General features: G+C 35.7%; 18 protein-coding genes. 9 read left to right on the forward strand and 9 right to left on the reverse strand.

Features of this window, described 5'->3' with window-relative positions:
* Positions 1–42: 42 nt before the first annotated feature.
* Positions 43–1,137: an A/G-specific adenine glycosylase gene (gene mutY / locus ACTDJC_RS17475; RefSeq protein WP_440604205.1), complete on the reverse strand. Its 1,095-nt coding sequence runs from the start codon at positions 1,135–1,137 to the stop codon at positions 43–45.
* 147 nt (positions 1,138–1,284) lie between these two features.
* On the opposite strand from mutY, the gene ACTDJC_RS17480 reads away from it, so the two are divergent.
* Complete coding sequence (locus ACTDJC_RS17480) at positions 1,285–2,265, forward strand: metal-dependent hydrolase (RefSeq protein ID WP_440604206.1); 981 nt, start codon at positions 1,285–1,287, stop codon at positions 2,263–2,265.
* 25 nt (positions 2,266–2,290) lie between these two features.
* Here the strand turns inward: ACTDJC_RS17480 and ACTDJC_RS17485 are convergent, their stop codons facing one another.
* Positions 2,291–2,557 (reverse strand): YfhJ family protein, encoded by a 267-nt coding sequence (locus ACTDJC_RS17485; RefSeq protein ID WP_440604207.1) that lies wholly within the window; start codon positions 2,555–2,557, stop codon positions 2,291–2,293.
* A gap of 114 nt (positions 2,558–2,671) precedes the next feature.
* On the opposite strand from ACTDJC_RS17485, the gene ACTDJC_RS17490 reads away from it, so the two are divergent.
* Positions 2,672–2,833 carry a small, acid-soluble spore protein K gene (locus tag ACTDJC_RS17490; RefSeq protein ID WP_098306889.1) on the forward strand — a complete coding sequence of 54 codons (162 nt, stop codon included), beginning with the start codon at positions 2,672–2,674 and terminating at the stop codon, positions 2,831–2,833.
* A gap of 34 nt (positions 2,834–2,867) precedes the next feature.
* Positions 2,868–3,020, forward strand: coding sequence for a YpzG family protein (locus ACTDJC_RS17495; RefSeq protein ID WP_098306887.1), 153 nt, complete (start codon positions 2,868–2,870; stop codon positions 3,018–3,020).
* Between the two features lie 62 nt (positions 3,021–3,082).
* Here ACTDJC_RS17495 and ACTDJC_RS17500 read toward each other — a convergent pair whose 3' ends face one another.
* Both ACTDJC_RS17500 and recX read right to left on the reverse strand, forming a co-directional pair.
* Positions 3,083–3,403, reverse strand: a complete 321-nt coding sequence (locus ACTDJC_RS17500; protein WP_440604208.1) for a YfhH family protein — start codon at positions 3,401–3,403, stop codon at positions 3,083–3,085.
* An 8-nt stretch (positions 3,404–3,411) separates the two neighbouring features.
* On the reverse strand, positions 3,412–4,224 hold the full coding sequence (gene recX / locus ACTDJC_RS17505) for a recombination regulator RecX (protein ID WP_440604209.1): 813 nt from the start codon (positions 4,222–4,224) through the stop codon (positions 3,412–3,414).
* An 80-nt stretch (positions 4,225–4,304) separates the two neighbouring features.
* Here recX and ACTDJC_RS17510 point away from each other — a divergent pair, with 80 nt between their 5' ends.
* The 4 genes from ACTDJC_RS17510 (at position 4,305) to ACTDJC_RS17525 (ending at position 7,385) form a co-directional block, all read left to right on the forward strand.
* On the forward strand, positions 4,305–5,207 hold the full coding sequence (locus tag ACTDJC_RS17510; RefSeq protein ID WP_440604210.1) for a TIGR01777 family oxidoreductase: 903 nt from the start codon (positions 4,305–4,307) through the stop codon (positions 5,205–5,207).
* Positions 5,208–5,262: 55 nt separating this feature from the next.
* The gene (locus ACTDJC_RS17515) at positions 5,263–6,387 is read left to right on the forward strand and encodes an amidohydrolase (protein ID WP_440604211.1); all 1,125 of its coding nucleotides are present in this window, start codon (positions 5,263–5,265) and stop codon (positions 6,385–6,387) included.
* Between the two features lie 250 nt (positions 6,388–6,637).
* On the forward strand, positions 6,638–7,195 hold the full coding sequence (locus tag ACTDJC_RS17520) for a GNAT family N-acetyltransferase (protein WP_253628525.1): 558 nt from the start codon (positions 6,638–6,640) through the stop codon (positions 7,193–7,195).
* A 67-nt stretch (positions 7,196–7,262) separates the two neighbouring features.
* A complete protein-coding gene (locus tag ACTDJC_RS17525; protein WP_098306877.1) occupies positions 7,263–7,385 on the forward strand; it encodes a YfhE family protein in 123 nt (40 codons plus the stop codon).
* A gap of 631 nt (positions 7,386–8,016) precedes the next feature.
* Here ACTDJC_RS17525 and ACTDJC_RS17530 read toward each other — a convergent pair.
* Complete coding sequence (locus tag ACTDJC_RS17530; RefSeq protein ID WP_440604212.1) at positions 8,017–8,592, reverse strand: TetR/AcrR family transcriptional regulator; 576 nt, start codon at positions 8,590–8,592, stop codon at positions 8,017–8,019.
* A gap of 219 nt (positions 8,593–8,811) precedes the next feature.
* Between ACTDJC_RS17530 and ACTDJC_RS17535 the strand changes: the two genes are divergently transcribed.
* Entirely contained in the window at positions 8,812–10,044 is a 1,233-nt protein-coding gene (locus ACTDJC_RS17535; protein WP_440604213.1) for a cytochrome P450, read from the forward strand.
* Between the two features lie 84 nt (positions 10,045–10,128).
* On the opposite strand, the gene ACTDJC_RS17540 is transcribed toward ACTDJC_RS17535, so the two are convergent.
* A complete protein-coding gene (locus tag ACTDJC_RS17540) occupies positions 10,129–10,707 on the reverse strand; it encodes a TetR/AcrR family transcriptional regulator (protein WP_440604214.1) in 579 nt (192 codons plus the stop codon).
* Between the two features lie 157 nt (positions 10,708–10,864).
* On the opposite strand from ACTDJC_RS17540, the gene ACTDJC_RS17545 reads away from it, so the two are divergent.
* Positions 10,865–12,334, forward strand: a complete 1,470-nt coding sequence (locus ACTDJC_RS17545) for an MDR family MFS transporter (RefSeq protein WP_440604297.1) — start codon at positions 10,865–10,867, stop codon at positions 12,332–12,334.
* 269 nt (positions 12,335–12,603) lie between these two features.
* Here the strand turns inward: ACTDJC_RS17545 and ACTDJC_RS17550 are convergent, their stop codons facing one another.
* The 3 genes from ACTDJC_RS17550 to pflB form a co-directional block, all read right to left on the reverse strand.
* Complete coding sequence (locus ACTDJC_RS17550; RefSeq protein ID WP_440604215.1) at positions 12,604–13,767, reverse strand: diglucosyl diacylglycerol synthase; 1,164 nt, start codon at positions 13,765–13,767, stop codon at positions 12,604–12,606.
* Positions 13,768–14,180: 413 nt separating this feature from the next.
* Positions 14,181–14,912, reverse strand: coding sequence for a pyruvate formate-lyase-activating protein (gene pflA, locus ACTDJC_RS17555; RefSeq protein ID WP_098306867.1), 732 nt, complete (start codon positions 14,910–14,912; stop codon positions 14,181–14,183).
* 65 nt (positions 14,913–14,977) lie between these two features.
* A complete protein-coding gene (pflB, locus tag ACTDJC_RS17560) occupies positions 14,978–17,227 on the reverse strand; it encodes a formate C-acetyltransferase (protein WP_440604216.1) in 2,250 nt (749 codons plus the stop codon).
* Positions 17,228–17,562: the final 335 nt, after the last annotated feature.

Consider the following 17,562-nt stretch of genomic DNA (forward strand, 5'->3'; position numbering starts at 1 on the left):
AATAGCGGGACAAAAATATCCTATGATTAAAAACCCCAGCCGCTACGGCTGGAGTTTTTTCACACACTCTTCAAAAATTGTTCGATGCGATTTAGAAATTGGTAACTGTTCAAATTCCTGAACCGTTATCACCTTTAAAATATCTGTTTCAACAATTGAATTTGTTACTGTACCATAAAATACAAATATATCCCACGTTCTATGCGTAAATGTATGCTGAACATTCATTGCATAATCATCAATAGAAACAGAAAGAGAAAACTTCTCTTTCATATAATCTGTCAATTGCTGTTTGTGGTTACGAATTCCTTCTCCAATTTCTACGTTAGGAAATTCCCACATGTTAGCAAGTAGCCCTGTGCTTCCTCTTTTATTAATGACATATTTACCGTCTTCTGTACGCAATACACCGGCAACGATTGGAACCATTTTCGGTGCTTTCGCCTTACTTTTCACAGGCAATTCCTTTTGTACTCCTTCTGCAAACGCGCGGCAGTGTTCTCTAACAGGACATAGAAGACAAGATGGATTTTTAGGAACACAAATAAGTGCACCTAATTCCATCAATCCTTGGTTAAAATAAGATGGATTTTCTTTTGAAATGATTTCACGAACAATATCTTCAAATAATTTACGTGTCTTTGGTTTAGCGATATCATCCCAAATCGATAAAATTCGTGATAATACACGCATCACATTTCCATCAACAGCCGGCTCTGGAATTCCGTAAGCGATACTTAAAATTGCTCCTTTTGTATACGGACCTACACCTTTTAACTTTTCAATTTGTTTTACATCGCTTGGAACTTTTCCACCATATTGCGCTTTTACTTCTTTGACTGCAGCGTGTAAATTACGTGCTCTCGAGTAATAACCAAGTCCTTCCCACGCTTTTAACACCTCTTCATCCTCAGCATCAGCTAATGCTTCTAACGATGGAAACTTTTCCATAAAGTTTGCGTAATATGGTTTTACAGCTTCAACTCGTGTTTGCTGAAGCATAATTTCCGAAACCCAAATGCGATATGGATCTTTATTGATGCGCCATGGTAAATCACGCTGCTCTGTTTCGAACCAACTGATTAAATCATGTTGGAAATTTTCTATATTAAAATCATCTAGTATCTCAAGCTTCAAACTTGATCCCCCTCATTTTTTGCATATACGTACTATTATAAAGAATTTAGGAGAAAATTTAAGTAAGATGATATAAGAAATAAAAGGTAAATGCCTTGTGATATAAAACAAAAAGAGTTACATTAATAAAAAACGGAGGTGGTTTTCATGGACACAGCCACTCATCTTGTCATGGGCGTTACATTAGGAAGCCTAGCCACACTAGATCCAGCAATCAGTCAAAGCGATTTTGGACCGCAAGCTGTGATGCTTGCCGCAATTGCCGGTTCGAATATACCTGATATTGATACTGTTTTAAAACTGCGCAACAATGCGAAATATATTCGAAATCACCGCGGGATTACTCACTCTATCCCAGCTGTTATGCTTTGGTCATTTCTTGTTAGCGGGATTACCTTTGCAATATTTCAAGGAACCCCTTATTTCCATCTTCTTTTATGGTCATTTATTGCTGTTTTTCTTCATGTTTTTGTTGATATTTTTAATGCATACGGTACACAAGCGCTGCGGCCCTTTACTAAGAGATGGGTGGCATTAGGCGTCATTAATACATTTGATGCAGTTATTTTCTTCATTCATTTATTAGCGATTGCATGTATACTTGTCGGTGCAAATAAAGGTTATGCAGGAGTAGCTGCTTATATATTAATGACCATTTATTATATTGGCCGAATTATAATGCGTCAAAATGTAAAAAGCGTCGTTAATAAACGGTTCCGTGATGTTGAACAAGTCATTATTTCACCGTCATACCGCTTTTATCATTACCGCTTAGCGATTGTAACAAAAGATCATTACTTTGTTGCTCATTGGCATCGCGGTCATATTATGGTTCATGATAAATTCGAGCGCATTCCATTACCTAATAATGATGTCATTCGTGCCGCTCAAAAAGATGAAAACATTTCAGCATTCTTATCGTTTTCTCCTGTCTATCGCTGGGACATTTTTGAATACAACGATCATTATGAAGTTCGATTTATTGATCTGCGCTATCGCAGCAAAGGTTATTATCCATTTGTTGCAATTGTTCGGCTTAATAAAGAACTTGATATTATAAGCTCATACACAGGATGGATTTTCAGTGAAGAAAAACTACGAAAAAAATTAGAATTAATTCCCCATTAAAAAAACGACCTCAATTGGTCGTTTTTTAATGTTTTAAATGATTTTCTTGATTAATTAAATGACTATACTTTGGATTATTCGTTTGAATTTCATGCAAACGCGCCCCTTGGTTATTAATCCACGCTCGTACAACTTTCTCTGTCATTTCAATCCCTTGATACGTTCCTACTTTTGCATATGCCGCTCCAAAGTCCTCCCATAACAACTCAACCCAAGTACGCGCCTGAGAATAAGAAAGGGTAGCATTTTTTTCAAGAAGTTCTTTCGTTAGTTTTTCAAAAATATCGTTCATTTTATATCTCCTTTAGTCAATTTATCCATTTTACGTTATAGAATATTTTTTCTCACATTGCACATTCTATAAGTGATACTTTTTGTATCAATTTGTAGCGAGGGGGAGTTCCTCTTGGGCAAACAATCTGAAATTTGGTCTGAAGCTAGAAATAACAATAAGTTAGACGGTCCGCCAAAAGCACAAGCACGTTTTGCTTCGAAACGACCTAACGGCACTATTAATACGCATCCGCAAGAACGAATGCATGCCGCTAATCGAGAAGAAGAAGCATAACAAATGTTTATCGATAACTATACGAGGTGATAAGATGAGTTACCGCGATCATTTAGACCATCGTTCCGAGTTATTCAACCCTACATGGGCGCGTCGAAAACATGCAAAAGCACAAGTAAATGGACAAACGCAGCAAAATCAATCTCTTATTATTTTGGCAAATGAGATGAGAAAACGCCAAACTTGATTGCCTATCTCCTGTAACAACTACGAAAAGTGAAAACCAGAGCAGCCAAGGCTCTCTGGTTTTTATTTCTTTTGCAATAGCGAAATAGGAATACCAATTTCCTCTGTTTCATTTTGTTTGTGGCCCCAAGCAAATACTCCATTAAAATACGTAATGGTAAAAGATACTCCTGGTTCTTCTATAAGTTCATATGTTTCACCAATCTTAAATGCATCGATATCTGTCATATAAGCACGAGCCATTGCAATTTTCCTCATCAATACATCAAATTCATTTACAATACCAAGCTGCTCTGCCTTTACTGCCTGTTCTTTTAAAATGCCAATTTCTTCTCTTAACTCATGTGGTGTCATCTCGCTATAGCGCTTTGGCATATTTCTCATATTTTCCCTCATCCCTCTTCACGTTTCATTTGAATAAGCACTTCTATTTCATCAATCGAAAAACCCTTTCGATATAACGCTTGCTTCATCTTATTTTCATACGTCCAGCCATCATATTTCTTGTATTTTTCATGATATTTATTACCATGATATATAAGGGCTTCTTCTTGTTGCTTATCATCCTTTTCATCCTTCAGTTCTTCTAAACAAATTTGAATGATATCACGCCCATACCCTTTGCGCACTAGCATCTCTTCTAATTTTTGTTTCATTTGCAGAAAAGAATGTTTTTGATAAGATCTTTTCTTTTTTTCTATAAGTCCAAGACCATTTTCAATTTGTTTCTCTTGTGGATACTCCTGTAAACTATGAGTAATAATTATATCCGAAACACCCTTACTTAACAGTTCACGTCTAATAACAATCGGTCCTTTTTGGCTCACATTGCTATGAGTACGTACATATGCAATTGCATACTCTTTATCATTAATATAACGGTCATGCAATAGTTTTAAAATGACTTCAGAGATGATGGCTTGTCCAATTTCTTTTTTTCGTAATTGCTCTTCTACTTCTTGTTTCGTTCTCATTTGATGCGATAAATAAGTAATGGCGTATAAATACGCTTTTTGCACTTCTTCATCGTATAAAATATTTGCTAATTCAACATCATCAAATTCTAGGCCTTTTTGAAGCCCGTGTTTAATTAAGGTCACTTGATCTACACTGAAACCATATTCTTCTCCTTGACCTTTATCAACATAAATATTAAATCTTTCTTTTATTCGTTTTTGTACTTCTATTTTTGTAATGACAGCCATAAATTTCACCCCTACATTATTTTAACATATATGAAACAAATTTGAGTTTCTTGAATATACATAATGAGGAGGGATTTCTCTTGGAAATTGCTATTTCTGGAGGAACAGGTTTTATTGGAAAAGCACTCACTTTATATTTAGCAAGCAACGGACATACCGTATACATTTTGACACGTCAACTGAGAGAAAATCTTTCACCTTCAAATATTCGATATATAAAATGGGACGCTAATGCTGTGAAATTCCCCCTTTCTTCCATTGATGTTGTTATTAATCTTGCCGGGGAATCTATTAACAATGGACGTTGGACTATGAAACAGAAGGAAAGAATCGTCAATAGTCGTTTACAAACGACAAAAGGATTAATTAAGCAACTACAAACGTTGTCCCAATATCCACATACGTTTATAAATGCAAGTGCAATCGGCTATTATGGTACATCAGAAACAGAAACATTTACAGAAGAACACCTAAAGTCAGGTAATGATTTTTTAGCTACTACAGTAAAGTTATGGGAAGAAGAAGCAAGCAAAGCTGCTGCACTCGGTATTCGCACTGTCTATACACGCTTTGGTGTTGTTCTTGGAAAAGATGGAGGAGCACTACCGAAAATGTTACTTCCATATCAATTGTTTATTGGAGGAACCATTGGCTCAGGCAACCAATTGCTTTCTTGGGTTCATCTTGAAGATGTTGTTCGAATGATTGATTTTGCTATTCATACAAAAGAAGTGAACGGTGCATTAAATGTTACAGCTCCTCACCCAGTAACTATGGAAGAATTCGGAAGAACAATTGCAAAAGTGATGCATAGACCACATTGGTTACCGATGCCTGCCTTTGCACTCAAAACCCTTCTCGGTGAAATGAGCATCCTTATTTTACAAGGACAAAATGTATTACCTCACAAGGCGATACAACATGGGTATACACATTCTTATGATACTTTAGAAAATGCGCTTCAAAACATTGTATCGTACTAATAATTTCTAAACTTCCTCAAGAGAAAAAACTCGTATGCAAAATAAAGAGGTTATTATGAAAATATTATTTAAGCAGGCCACTGTTTACCCTATTACATCTCCTAAATTACAAGGCGATGTACTAGTAGAAAACAACAAGATTGCTGCGTTAGAACGATTTATTGAATCTAGCGAAGATATGACCGTTATTGATGCACGTGGTCTCCATCTTCTTCCAGGCCTTATCGATGTGCATACACATCTTGGCTTATATGATGAAGGAACAGGATGGGCTGGAAATGATGCAAATGAAACAGCAGAAATGCTAACTCCTCATGTTCGCTCTTTAGATGGCATTCATCCTTTTGATATTGCTTTTCAAGATGCCATACAAAGCGGTATTACAACCGTACACGTTATGCCTGGAAGTCAAAATGTAATTGGCGGAACAACATGCGTCATAAAAACAGCAGGAAATAGTATCGATCACATGGTCATTCAAGAGCCCGCAGGTCTGAAAATTGCGTTTGGAGAAAACCCAAAAGGAATGCATAGTAATGGAAACAAAGAGTCTATTACCCGCATGGGAATTATGGGAATGCTGCGCGAAGCTTTTTATGAAGCAAAGTATTATGGGAATGATGCAGACTTTCGAATGATTCCTATCTTACAAGCGCTCCGCCGTGAAATTCCTATACGTGCCCACGCCCACCGTGCAGATGATATTCTATCCGCCCTTCGCTTTGCTAAGGAATTTAATCTTGATTTACGTATTGAACACTGTACGGAAGGTCATCTTGTTGCTGATAGATTAGCAAACCACGATTTAAAAGTATCTGTCGGTCCAACATTAACACGTCGTTCAAAAATTGAATTAAAAAACAAGTCTTGGCAAACATACCATACCTTATCGAATCATGGGATCGAAGTCTCAATTACGACAGATCACCCCTATACACCAATTCAGTATTTAAATATTTGCGCAGCTATCGCTGTTCGAGAAGGATTAGATGAGCATAAAGCTCTAGAAGGAATTACGATTATACCTGCTCGCAACTTACGTTTAGAAAAGAAAATTGGTAGTATCGAGCCTAGGAAAGACGCTGATCTTGTCCTATGGACTCATCATCCTTTTCACTACTTAGCCAAGCCTGTATTAACGATGATAGACGGAAAAATTATCCACACAAAAAAATCATAAAAACTAGTTTATTTTTTTGACTAGATGAAGTATTATACGATTATAAACTGAATGAAACCATGATCAATTTGTGTCGTGTTGAGTAATTTCAAATTGATGAATGGGGAAGGCAAATGGTGCGCCACCAGCATTATAGACTGGTTCTAGTGGGTTCGATTCCCACCCCGAAATTTTTTTAAGTTTTATATAAAAATTTCGAGGGTGGGGTGTTTTTTGTCGTCATGCTGCCCTCTTTTTAGGAGGAGATAGTATGTTAAAAAAACGTGACCTACATGACAGCCACGTTCTATATGATTTGATGATTCACCCTGATGTCTTCCCCTTTGTGCGTCAGAAGGCATCTTCTTATGAAGAATTTTTGTTTTTAACAAAACAAACAATTGAAGCTGAAGAGCGCGGAGAACTAATTTCACGCACAATTGTTGATGAATGGGGAAACCCTATTGGAACAATAACTTTATTTGATGTGCAAGAAAAAGCAGGTTTTCTTGGCACTTGGCTTGGCAAACCGTATCACGGAAAGGGTTATAATAAACCAGCAAAAGATGCTTTCTTTAGTGAACTTTTCTATGAATTAGATATTGAGACTATTTTCATGCGAATTCGCAAATTAAATACTCGCTCTATTAAAGCTGCCGAAAAACTACCATACGTTAATCTAGCAAATGAAACAAGAAAATGTGTATACGATCAAATTAACGCAAATGGTGAAGTATATAACTTATATGAAATTCCAAAAGATCAATACACACTACACACAATGCGCGAAGCAACATTCCAAGACGCTCATCATTTAAAAGAAGCATAATATATGTATATCTCCCTCTGTCATTGGTAACGATAGGTAATGACTTTATGACACGAGGTGAACTGTAATGGATAAGAAAAAACGTGAAAAATCAAGAAATACATTATCTAGCACACAAGAAGTTCTCTATCAACGTGAATTTAAAAGAGCAGATCGTGCAGCTGGATATAAACCAAAAGGAATTTATTAACATAAAGCTACCTCTTGTTCAGAAGAGGTAGCTTTTTTTGTGGAAAACTTTATCCACAAAATCACTAGAATTGTGTATAAATTCTAATATCTTTTGTATAAAAGAGGAATTTAATCACAGTTATCCTGTTTACTTTGTGGATATATTTACTAAAAATTGTGGATATTGTGGATAGTTTTGTTAATATTTAAAGTTTACTGTATATTGTAAGCGGATTCTTTTGTGGATAAAGTGAAATTTACATTCGCCTTCTTTACTTTCTCAAAATCCTGACGAAAATATCTATCCTCGCAAGTAGTTTAATGCAACCAAATGTTGCATTAAACTAAAGTTTGATTAAAAGTTGCACACACATTGATTTTAATATAAAGAAAAAGACCTCGTTTTGAACAAAGTTTGATCAAAACGAGGTTACTTTTTTAATATTGATAGGTTTATTTTTATAAAAAAGATTGATCAGTTTGTCTGCTAATTTCAACAAACTTATGAGTATGTAAATGATAGCAAACCACGTTAGTAAGAATTCCACTGACATCCGGCAACTTGTCTCTTTCGAAGGTGTGAATATTAAATGTGGATAATACAAATATGTTCAAATCTCATAAATTTCTTGCACCAAAAACGCCTCTATTCATTCCCTTTCAAATTGAAAAATTTCTTGATTAATCATTTGATGAAAGTATCTATCCATTTCTTCTGCTGAAACACTTTTTCTATTTTGTAACCACCATGCAATTAACGTTGCAGTGACACCCGAATAGAATTCGATAATTAACTCATTTGGTATCGTATGATTTTTACAAAGTCGATTTAGCTCTTGATTCTCCAGTTTCTTTATTTCACGATTTTGATAATGTAAACGGCTAATAAATTGCTCATCATCCATTTGTGACTCTAACATTTTACCAAACTCTTTATGATGTAAGAATTGTTCCATCACTTGAAATGGCTTAGTTAATCGCTCTAAAAGTGGTATTTGAAAAACTTCCTCTTGAAATTTGTTAATTCCAACTACAAGTAAGGCATCTTTATCTTCAAAATGTTTATAAAATGTTGTTCGATGCACCATCGCACGATCACAGATTTGATTGATGGTAATGGAACTATATTTCTGTTTTGATTGCGTCATTAATTCAAATAAAGACTCCCACAATAATTTATGTGTACGTCTAACACGTAAATCCAGTTGCCCCTCATTACTATTCATCTACACTTCTCCTTTTCTGTAGATTAATTATACAACTGGCGAAAATTGATTCTCCCTTTTTAATCTACATGTGTATATTATATTAAATATCTTAGTATACAAGTGTATTAAAAACAATCAATGCAGGAGCTGATCTAAGGGGAGTATGTTTCTGGGCCAGACGGATTAGGTAGTCAAATTTTGTTCTATTGTACTCTGATTAGACATGGAGGGATTTATATGGAAAATACAGTAATTTCAACTTCTGAAATTAAGGGTTTAAAAACTAAATCCGAAGAATTTGCTCCATTTTCTTGGTATAAAAAAATGCTGACGGAGCATCCGATTTACTATCATGCAGGCACGGACACTTGGAATGTTTTCAAATATGAAGACGTTAAGCGAGTTCTTACAGACTATGAACTATTTTCAAGTAAACGCCACCGTTCCATTTCCCAGATTGGAGCAGACACAGAGGAAGGGAGCGTCCCAGATCGCTTAAAAATTAATGAAACGGATCCACCGGAACATCGTAAGTCACGTTCTCTGCTTTCGGCTGCTTTCACCCCTAGAAGTCTCAAAACTTGGGAGCCGCGTATTGAACAGATTATTAACGATTTGATTGCCGAAATGGGGAATAAGTCGGAGATCGACATTGTTAAAGATTTTACAACCCCCCTTCCGATCATAGTAATGGCCGATTTGCTTGGGGTTCCGCATAAAGACAAGCTGCTGTTTAAGAAATGGGTCGATATATTATTCATGCCGTTCAATAGTGAAAATGCCGAGGAAGTAGGTCAACAAAAGGCGAAGGCAGCGATGGAGTACTTTAATTATCTGTATCCGATTGTTGTGGAAAAAAGAAATCAGCTTTCAGACGACATTCTTTCTGATTTGATTCAAGTTGAAATCGAAGGAGAAAAGTTTACGGATGAAGAAGTTGTTCGTGTGACTATGTTTCTTCTTGCGGCGGGTGTTGAAACAACAAGTCTTTTGTTGGCTAATTCATTCTACTCATTGCTATATGATGCTCCTAAACTTTACGAAGAATTAAGAAGCAATATAAACCTCGTACCTAATTTTGTTGAGGAGATGCTGCGTTACCGTTTCCACGTTATTGCATTGGACCGTGAAGTGAAAGTAGATAACAATGTTCTAGGCGTTGAGTTGAAGAAAGGTGATTTGGTGATTACTTGGAATAGCGCGGCAAACTTTGATGAGGATGTATTCGAAGATCCATTTACTGTGAATATTCACCGAAAAAATAACAACCGGCATCAAACGTTTGGCAATGGACCGCATTTCTGTCTCGGTGCGCCACTGGCGAGATTGGAAGCTAACAAAGCGTTCAAAATTTTTATAGAAACATTTTCTCGCATTGAATCGGTTCCAGGCTTCAATTTGGAGGCAAGTTTACAGGCCTCAGCTGCTGGCCAGGCCTTATCCAGCTTACCGCTGAAGGTTCACCGCTAGGCCAAGTTATCCGGTAAATTTGGGTGTCCCAAAAGTCATCAAAAATGACGGAGGGACGCCCTTTCCTCGTTTTGAAAATGATCTCTAGTCTTCTATTTCAAATCCAAAAACATCTTGATTGATCATTTGATGAAAGTATCTATCCATTTCTTCTGCTGAAACACTTTTTTTATTTTGTAACCACCATGCACTTAATGTTGTAATTACACCAGAATGGAATTCGATAATTAACTCAATTGGTATTGTATGATTTTTACAAATTCGATTTAATTCTTGATTCTCCTGTTTCTTCATTTCACGAGTTTGATATTGTATAAAGCTAATAAATTGTTCATCATCCATTTGTGACTCTAATATTTTACCAATTTCTTTATGATGTAAAAATTGTTCCATCACTTGAAATGGTTTAGTTAGTCGATCTAAAAGTGGTATTGTAAAAGCTTCCTCTTGATATTGTTTAAATCCAAATGCCAATAACGCGTCTTTATCTTCAAAATGTTTATAAAATGTTGTTCGATGCACCATCGCACGATCACAGATTTGGTTGATGGTAATGGAACTATATTTCTGCTTTGATTGCGTCATTAATTCAAATAAAGACTCCCACAATAATTTATGTGTACGTCTAATACGTAAATCCAGCTGCCCCTCATTACTATTCATCTACACTTCTCCTTTTCTGTAGATTAATTATACAACTGGCGAAAATTGATTCTCCCTATTTTTAATCTACACGTGTATATTATATTACACGTGATCTTTTAGATACAAATGTATTAAAAAGAGAGACAAAAAATAGGAGGAAAATCGATAAATGAATATGGCAGCCACGAGTTCCACAAGTAGCAAAATTGATACTTCTAATATTAGACATACACCCATTTTAATTGCATTAATTTTAGGTGCAATGGTCGCATTATTAAACGAAACATTACTTGGTAATGCTTTAACCGTATTAATGAAAGATTTTGATGTAACAGCTTCAACAATTCAATGGCTTTCTACATCCTACATGTTAGTTGTTGGGGTTTTAGTACCGATTACAGCTTTACTTCAACAATGGCTTACAACAAGACAAATGTTCTTAACCGCCATGTTAACATTTTTAGTCGGTACATTGATTGCTGGATTCGCACCGACATTTGCCGTTTTATTAATCGGACGTATTGTCCAAGCAATCGCGACTGGGTTAATTTCACCATTACTAATGAATACGATTTTAATTATTTGTCCACCTGAAAAACGTGGTGCGACAATGGGCTTAATAGCACTTGTTATGATGTCTGCTCCAGCAATTGGTCCTACTTTATCTGGACTTATTGTTGATTCGCTTAATTGGCGCTGGTTATTCTACATTGTTATTCCTATCGTAATCATTTCAATTTTAATTGGAATGAAGTATATTCAAAATGTCACAGAATTAACACGACCAAAAATTGATTATTTATCAATTCTTTTATCAACATTAGGTTTCGGTGGTATTGTGTATAGCTTTAGTTCTTCAGGTGATTTAGGATGGTCAGATCCTAAAGTTTATTACTCTTTAATTATCGGGGCTATATCATTATTCATTTTTGTTGTTCGTCAATTAAAAATCGATAATCCAATTTTAGAACTACGCGCATTTAGATTTCCAATGTTTACTTTATCAGTTGGGTTAATATTCATCGTCATGATGTCGCTGTTCTCAACAATGACATTATTACCAATGTTCTTACAAACGGTTTTACTTGTTACAGCCTTTAAATCAGGGCTAATCATGCTACCGGGGAGTATGATTAGTGCCATAATGGGACCGATTGCAGGTAAATTATTTGATAAATTGAGTCCAAAGGTTATTATCATCCCGGGCATTGTGTTAGTAGCCGTTGCAATGTGGCTATTCAAGGGTATTACCCCCGAAACAACATTGACACAAATTATCTTGATGCACAGCGTATTAATGGTTGGGCTCATGTTTGTAATGACAGCACAAACATATGGTTTAAATCAATTGACACCAGAGCTTTATCCACACGGTACAGCGCTCTTCAATACATTACAGCAGGTAGCTGGCGCGATTGGCACAGCTATATTTATATCTAAAATGTCTTCAGGCACAACTCAATATATGGAGAACTCAGCAAATCCAATGGATCCAGCAGAAAAGTTAAATGGCTTAACATCCGGCTTCCAAGGGGCATTTACGCTTGGGTTAACCTTGGTAATTGTTGCCCTCGTTGTATCGTTTTTCTTAAAAGGACAGAAAAAGAAAGCAAAAACCACTCAGCTCTTACACAATGAAAATTAGAAGAGCTTAAATTTTATATTAGCTGTAGCTTGATTTAATAAGAACATCAAAAAGACATCTTTACTAGTTAAAGATGTCTTTCGTTATAACCTACGTTGGATCGAATATAGGTATATCAGTAAATTTAAAAGTCCTTCATTTTGATTTTTATGTATGCTTGTCAAATAGTCTACAAACAATTCCTCTTCTCCCTTTTTTAATATTACTATCCATTTAAACGAAATAACGAAAAAACCTCCTTCTACTCAGATAGAAAAGAGGTTCTTATATTAAGTAAAAGACTGCACAAGGGCTGTTGGGTGTACCGGCGAATGTACTTGTACATGATTTTCTTTTAAAATAGAATCCACAATATGAAACGCTGGTTCCGGACGATAAATGTGTTTCATCGCTTCTTTCATTTGCAATAATCTCATATCATCTTGCAATAATTCTTTCGTTTTCTGAAAGATTTCATTATCTTCGCGAATAACAATTGCTGCACCTTGTTTTTCAAAATACTTCGCATTTTCATTTTCTTGCCCTGGTACTGGTTTATATAAAACGACAGGTACTTGCAAAGCTGCTGCTTCACTTAATGTAATTCCTCCTGGTTTTGTAATCATACAAGAAGTAATACGAAACAATTCATCAATATTCTCTATATAACCGAATACTTTTAATGCATCTGGATTGCTTTCTTGTAATTGCAGCAAGTCCTCTTGCAATACTTTATTTTTCCCACAAACTACGGCTACCTGCAGATTAGGAACTGACATAAAGGATTGGCATAACTCTTTTACACTTCCTAACACTCCATGCGCTCCTGCTACAATAAGTAGAATCTTTTTGTCCCGTGACAAATCATACTTATCATACAATGTTTCTACATTGATGACCGCTTCAAAATTTTTACGAATCGGAATCCCTGTTGCTACAATTTGCTCAGCAGGTACGCCTACCTTTATCATAATGTCCTTCACATAATCTGTTGCAACAAAATAACGATCTACTTCTCGGTGAATCCATATTTTATGCAAGCAAAAATCGGTAACTACATTATAAACAGGTATAGAAATATCTGTTTGCTTTTTCAACTCTGGCACCGCAATGATTGGAAATGTATTAATAACAATATCGGGTTTTTCAGCATGCAATATCGCTTTTAAACGTTTTCGACCAAAATTGGCATACCATGATGCAATTTTTTTATCGTAAATTTTCTCAACACCATAATAAAATAAGCGGTATAGCTCTTTCCCAATTGTATAACTTTTTAAATATAAATATTTTGTAATGTCTGTTATAACAGGGTGCGATTCACTAAAAAGATCGCATACGATTACATCCTCAAATCCTCTTTGACGAAATGTTTGTTCTAATGTTTTTGCCACTTGTATATGACCGTTACCATAATGTGCTGTTAATATTAAAACCTTGGGGTTTTTTATCAAACAAATCCACTCCTAGCTTTTTCGGTCCTTCATATTGCATCTGTCACAATATAAAAAACAATTTCCTTATGATTTTGCATGTTTGAATTCCAACAAATTTTCGTTGGATCTGTACCTGTCGTGGATATGCAAAGCATATGTTATTGACCCCTTAATCCCATCTGCTCATATCTTAAACATTATACTTTCCTATAACTGCTTTCGCAATAACTTGACTTTTATCTATACTCCAAGATACGCATTACATTATTTCTTAATTCTTTCTATTGTTTCGTTTTCCCTTTACATTTTTGTAAATTTATCCATATCGTTTCTTTACAAAAATAGACATTATGTAATCTTAGTATACTCTTTTCCTTATTTTTGCTCTACTATTTGTCAACAGAAAGCAAAAAGTCTAATCCACAATTGGATTAGACTGCTGCTAAAATATGCTTTGCTTTTTGAATGCTTTCTTCCGTTGGAGGCTCTACTCCTTCAAGAGGATATTTATGCCCTAACGCCTCCCATTTATAAACGCCTAACTTATGATATGGTAAGACTTCTACCTTTTGTACGTTATCAAGACTTTGGATAAAGGCTGCCAAATTTTCTAAGTCCTCTGTACCATCTGTAATTCCAGGTACAAGTACATGACGCACCCAAATTGATTTCTTTTTATCTGATAAATAACGAGCAAATTGTAAAATATGTTCGTTCGGTTTTCCTGTTAATTTGCGATGTTTCTTCGAATCAATATGTTTTAAGTCAAGTAATACCAAATCTGTATATTCCATCAAAATATCTAATTTTCTTTGGAATTCTTCATCTTCAGAATAGCACCCTCCAGAAGAATCAATTGTCGTATGAATCCCGATCTCTTTACATTTCTTAAACAGCTCAGTCAAAAAATCTAACTGCAGTAAAGGCTCGCCGCCACTTACTGTAATACCACCGCCAGAAGCTTCTATAAAAGGAAGGTAACATGTAACATCCTGCATCACTTCTTCAACTGTTATTTCTTTCCCTTTACCAATCTCCCACGTATCCGCATTATGACAATATTGACAGCGTAATAAACACCCTTGTGTAAATATGACATAACGAATTCCTGGGCCATCAACAGTACCACAAGACTCTACAGAATGTATTCTTCCTTTTACCATGTTGCTTCCCCCTCTATTGAAACAGCCTCCCTCTGTCTTCATGAGAACAGAGGGAAAGCTTTTACTTACATACTTTCGTGCATTGTACGGTTAATAACGTCAATTTGTTGTTCACGAGTTAATTTAATGAAGTTAACCGCATAACCAGATACACGAATTGTTAATTGTGGATATTTTTCAGGATGTTCCATTGCATCCATTAATGTTTCACGGTTAAATACGTTAATATTTAAGTGATGTCCTTCTTTTACTGCATATCCATCAAGCATAGATACTAAGTTGCGAACTTGTACATCATCTTCTTTTCCAAGTGCTTTTGGAATAATAGAGAATGTATTAGAAATGCCATCTCTTGCATCTTCATATGGTAATTTCGCAACGGATAATAATGATGCTAGTGCTCCTTTTGTATCACGACCGTGCATTGGGTTTGCCCCTGGTGCAAACGGTTCGCCAGCACGACGGCCATCTGGTGTGTTACCAGTTTTCTTACCGTATACAACGTTGGAAGTAATCGTTAAGATTGACATTGTGTGAATAGAATTGCGATATGTTGTATGTTTACGAAGCTTGTTCATAAATGTTTTCACAAGATTTACCGCAATTTCATCAACGCGATCATCATTGTTACCGTATTTAGGGAACTCGCCTTCGATTTCAAAGTCTACTGCAACTCCGTTTTCATCACGAATTGGTTTTACTTTTGCATATTTAATTGCACTTAAAGAGTCAGCTACTACTGATAAACCTGCGATACCTGTTGCCATTGTACGAATTACTTCAGTATCATGAAGCGCCATTTCAATACGTTCATAACTATATTTATCGTGCATATAATGGATGACATTTAATGTGTTTAAATATAAACCTGCTAGCCATTCCATTGTCATATCAAATTTACGCATAACTTCTTCATAATCTAATACTTCAGAAGTGATAGGTGCAAATTCAGGTCCAATTTGTTCTTTTGATTTTTCATCTTTACCGCCGTTAATTGCATATAGTAGTGTCTTAGCTAAGTTTGCACGAGCTCCGAAGAACTGCATTTGCTTACCGATTCTCATTGCAGACACACAACAAGCAATACCGTAATCATCGCCATACTCTGGACGCATAATGTCATCATTTTCATATTGAATTGCAGATGTCTTAATAGACATTTTCGCACAGTAGTTTTTAAAGTTCTCTGGTAATTGTTTAGACCAAAGAACTGTTAAGTTTGGTTCTGGAGCTGGTCCTAAGTTATCTAATGTATGCAAGAAACGGAATGAGTTTTTCGTTACTAATGGACGACCATCAAGTGCAATACCACCGATAGATTCTGTTACCCAAGTTGGATCACCAGAGAATAATTCATTATAATCAGGTGTTCTTGCAAATTTCACAAGACGTAACTTCATAATGAAGTGATCAACAATTTCTTGTGCCTCTTCTTCTGTTAATGTACCGTTTACTAAATCTCTTTCAATAAAGATATCTAAGAAAGTAGACGTACGGCCAAGACTCATCGCTGCACCGTTTTGTTCTTTAATTGCTGCAAGATAAGCAAAATATAACCATTGGAACGCTTCTTGTGCATTTGTTGCTGGCTTAGAAATATCAAAACCATGAGAAGCTGCCATTTGTTTTAATTCTTGAAGTGCACGAATTTGCTCAGATAATTCTTCGCGTAAACGCATTGTATCTTCGCTCATTACACCGCCAGTTAAATTCAAATCTTCTTTTTTCGCTTCGATTAAACGATCTATACCGTATAATGCAACGCGGCGATAGTCACCAATAATACGGCCGCGACCGTATGCATCTGGAAGACCTGTAATAACGCCTGATTTACGAGCTGCTCTCATTTCAGGAGTATAAGCATCGAATACACCTTGGTTATGCGTTTTACGCCAGTCTCTGAAAATACGGCTTAGTTCTTTGTCCATTTCATATCCATAAGATTCACAAGCTTGCTCTGCCATACGAATACCACCGTATGGTTGTAATGAACGCTTAAATGGCTTGTCAGTTTGGACACCAACTACTTTTTCAATATCTTTATTTAAATATCCTGGGTCATGTGATGTAATAGAAGAAACAATTTTCGTATCCATGTCAAGAACTCCGCCATTGTCACGTTCTTGTTTTGTTAATTCCATTACTTGATCCCAAAGTTGTTTCGTCGCTTCTGTTGCTCCAGCTAAGAAGGATTCATCCCCCTGGTAAACGTTTATATTATTTAAAATGAAATCGCGAACATCAATCTCTGCTTTCCACTTTTCACCTTTAAAGCTTTCCCATGCGTTTTTTACATTTTCTAATACTTGAGTCATCCTAATCTCCTCCATTTTTTGATTAGTACAGGACTAAGATTTTTTGTATAACAGCTTATGTGCTTAGCATACTACTTTTTTGAAAAAATGAACGTTAAAGTTGTGACATGTTTGTGAAACAATGAGCAAACTCCTATAGACATAGTGAAAACGTTATTGGAATCTTTATTGAATTAACCCCTTTTACTAATTTCTTTTTTGGGTATTCTAATAAAAGAATCCTTTTCTGCAGGTTAAGAGTCGTATCCACTTTAAACTGTAATACTCTTCCTCCCTATTCTGTTATAGTATTTTTGAAACAGAATAAAAAAAAGTGTGCCTGTTTCAGCACACTT

Source organism: Bacillus sp. GB_SG_008, from assembly GCF_052038115.1.
GTDB lineage: Bacteria > Bacillota > Bacilli > Bacillales > Bacillaceae_G > Bacillus_A > Bacillus_A rhizoplanae.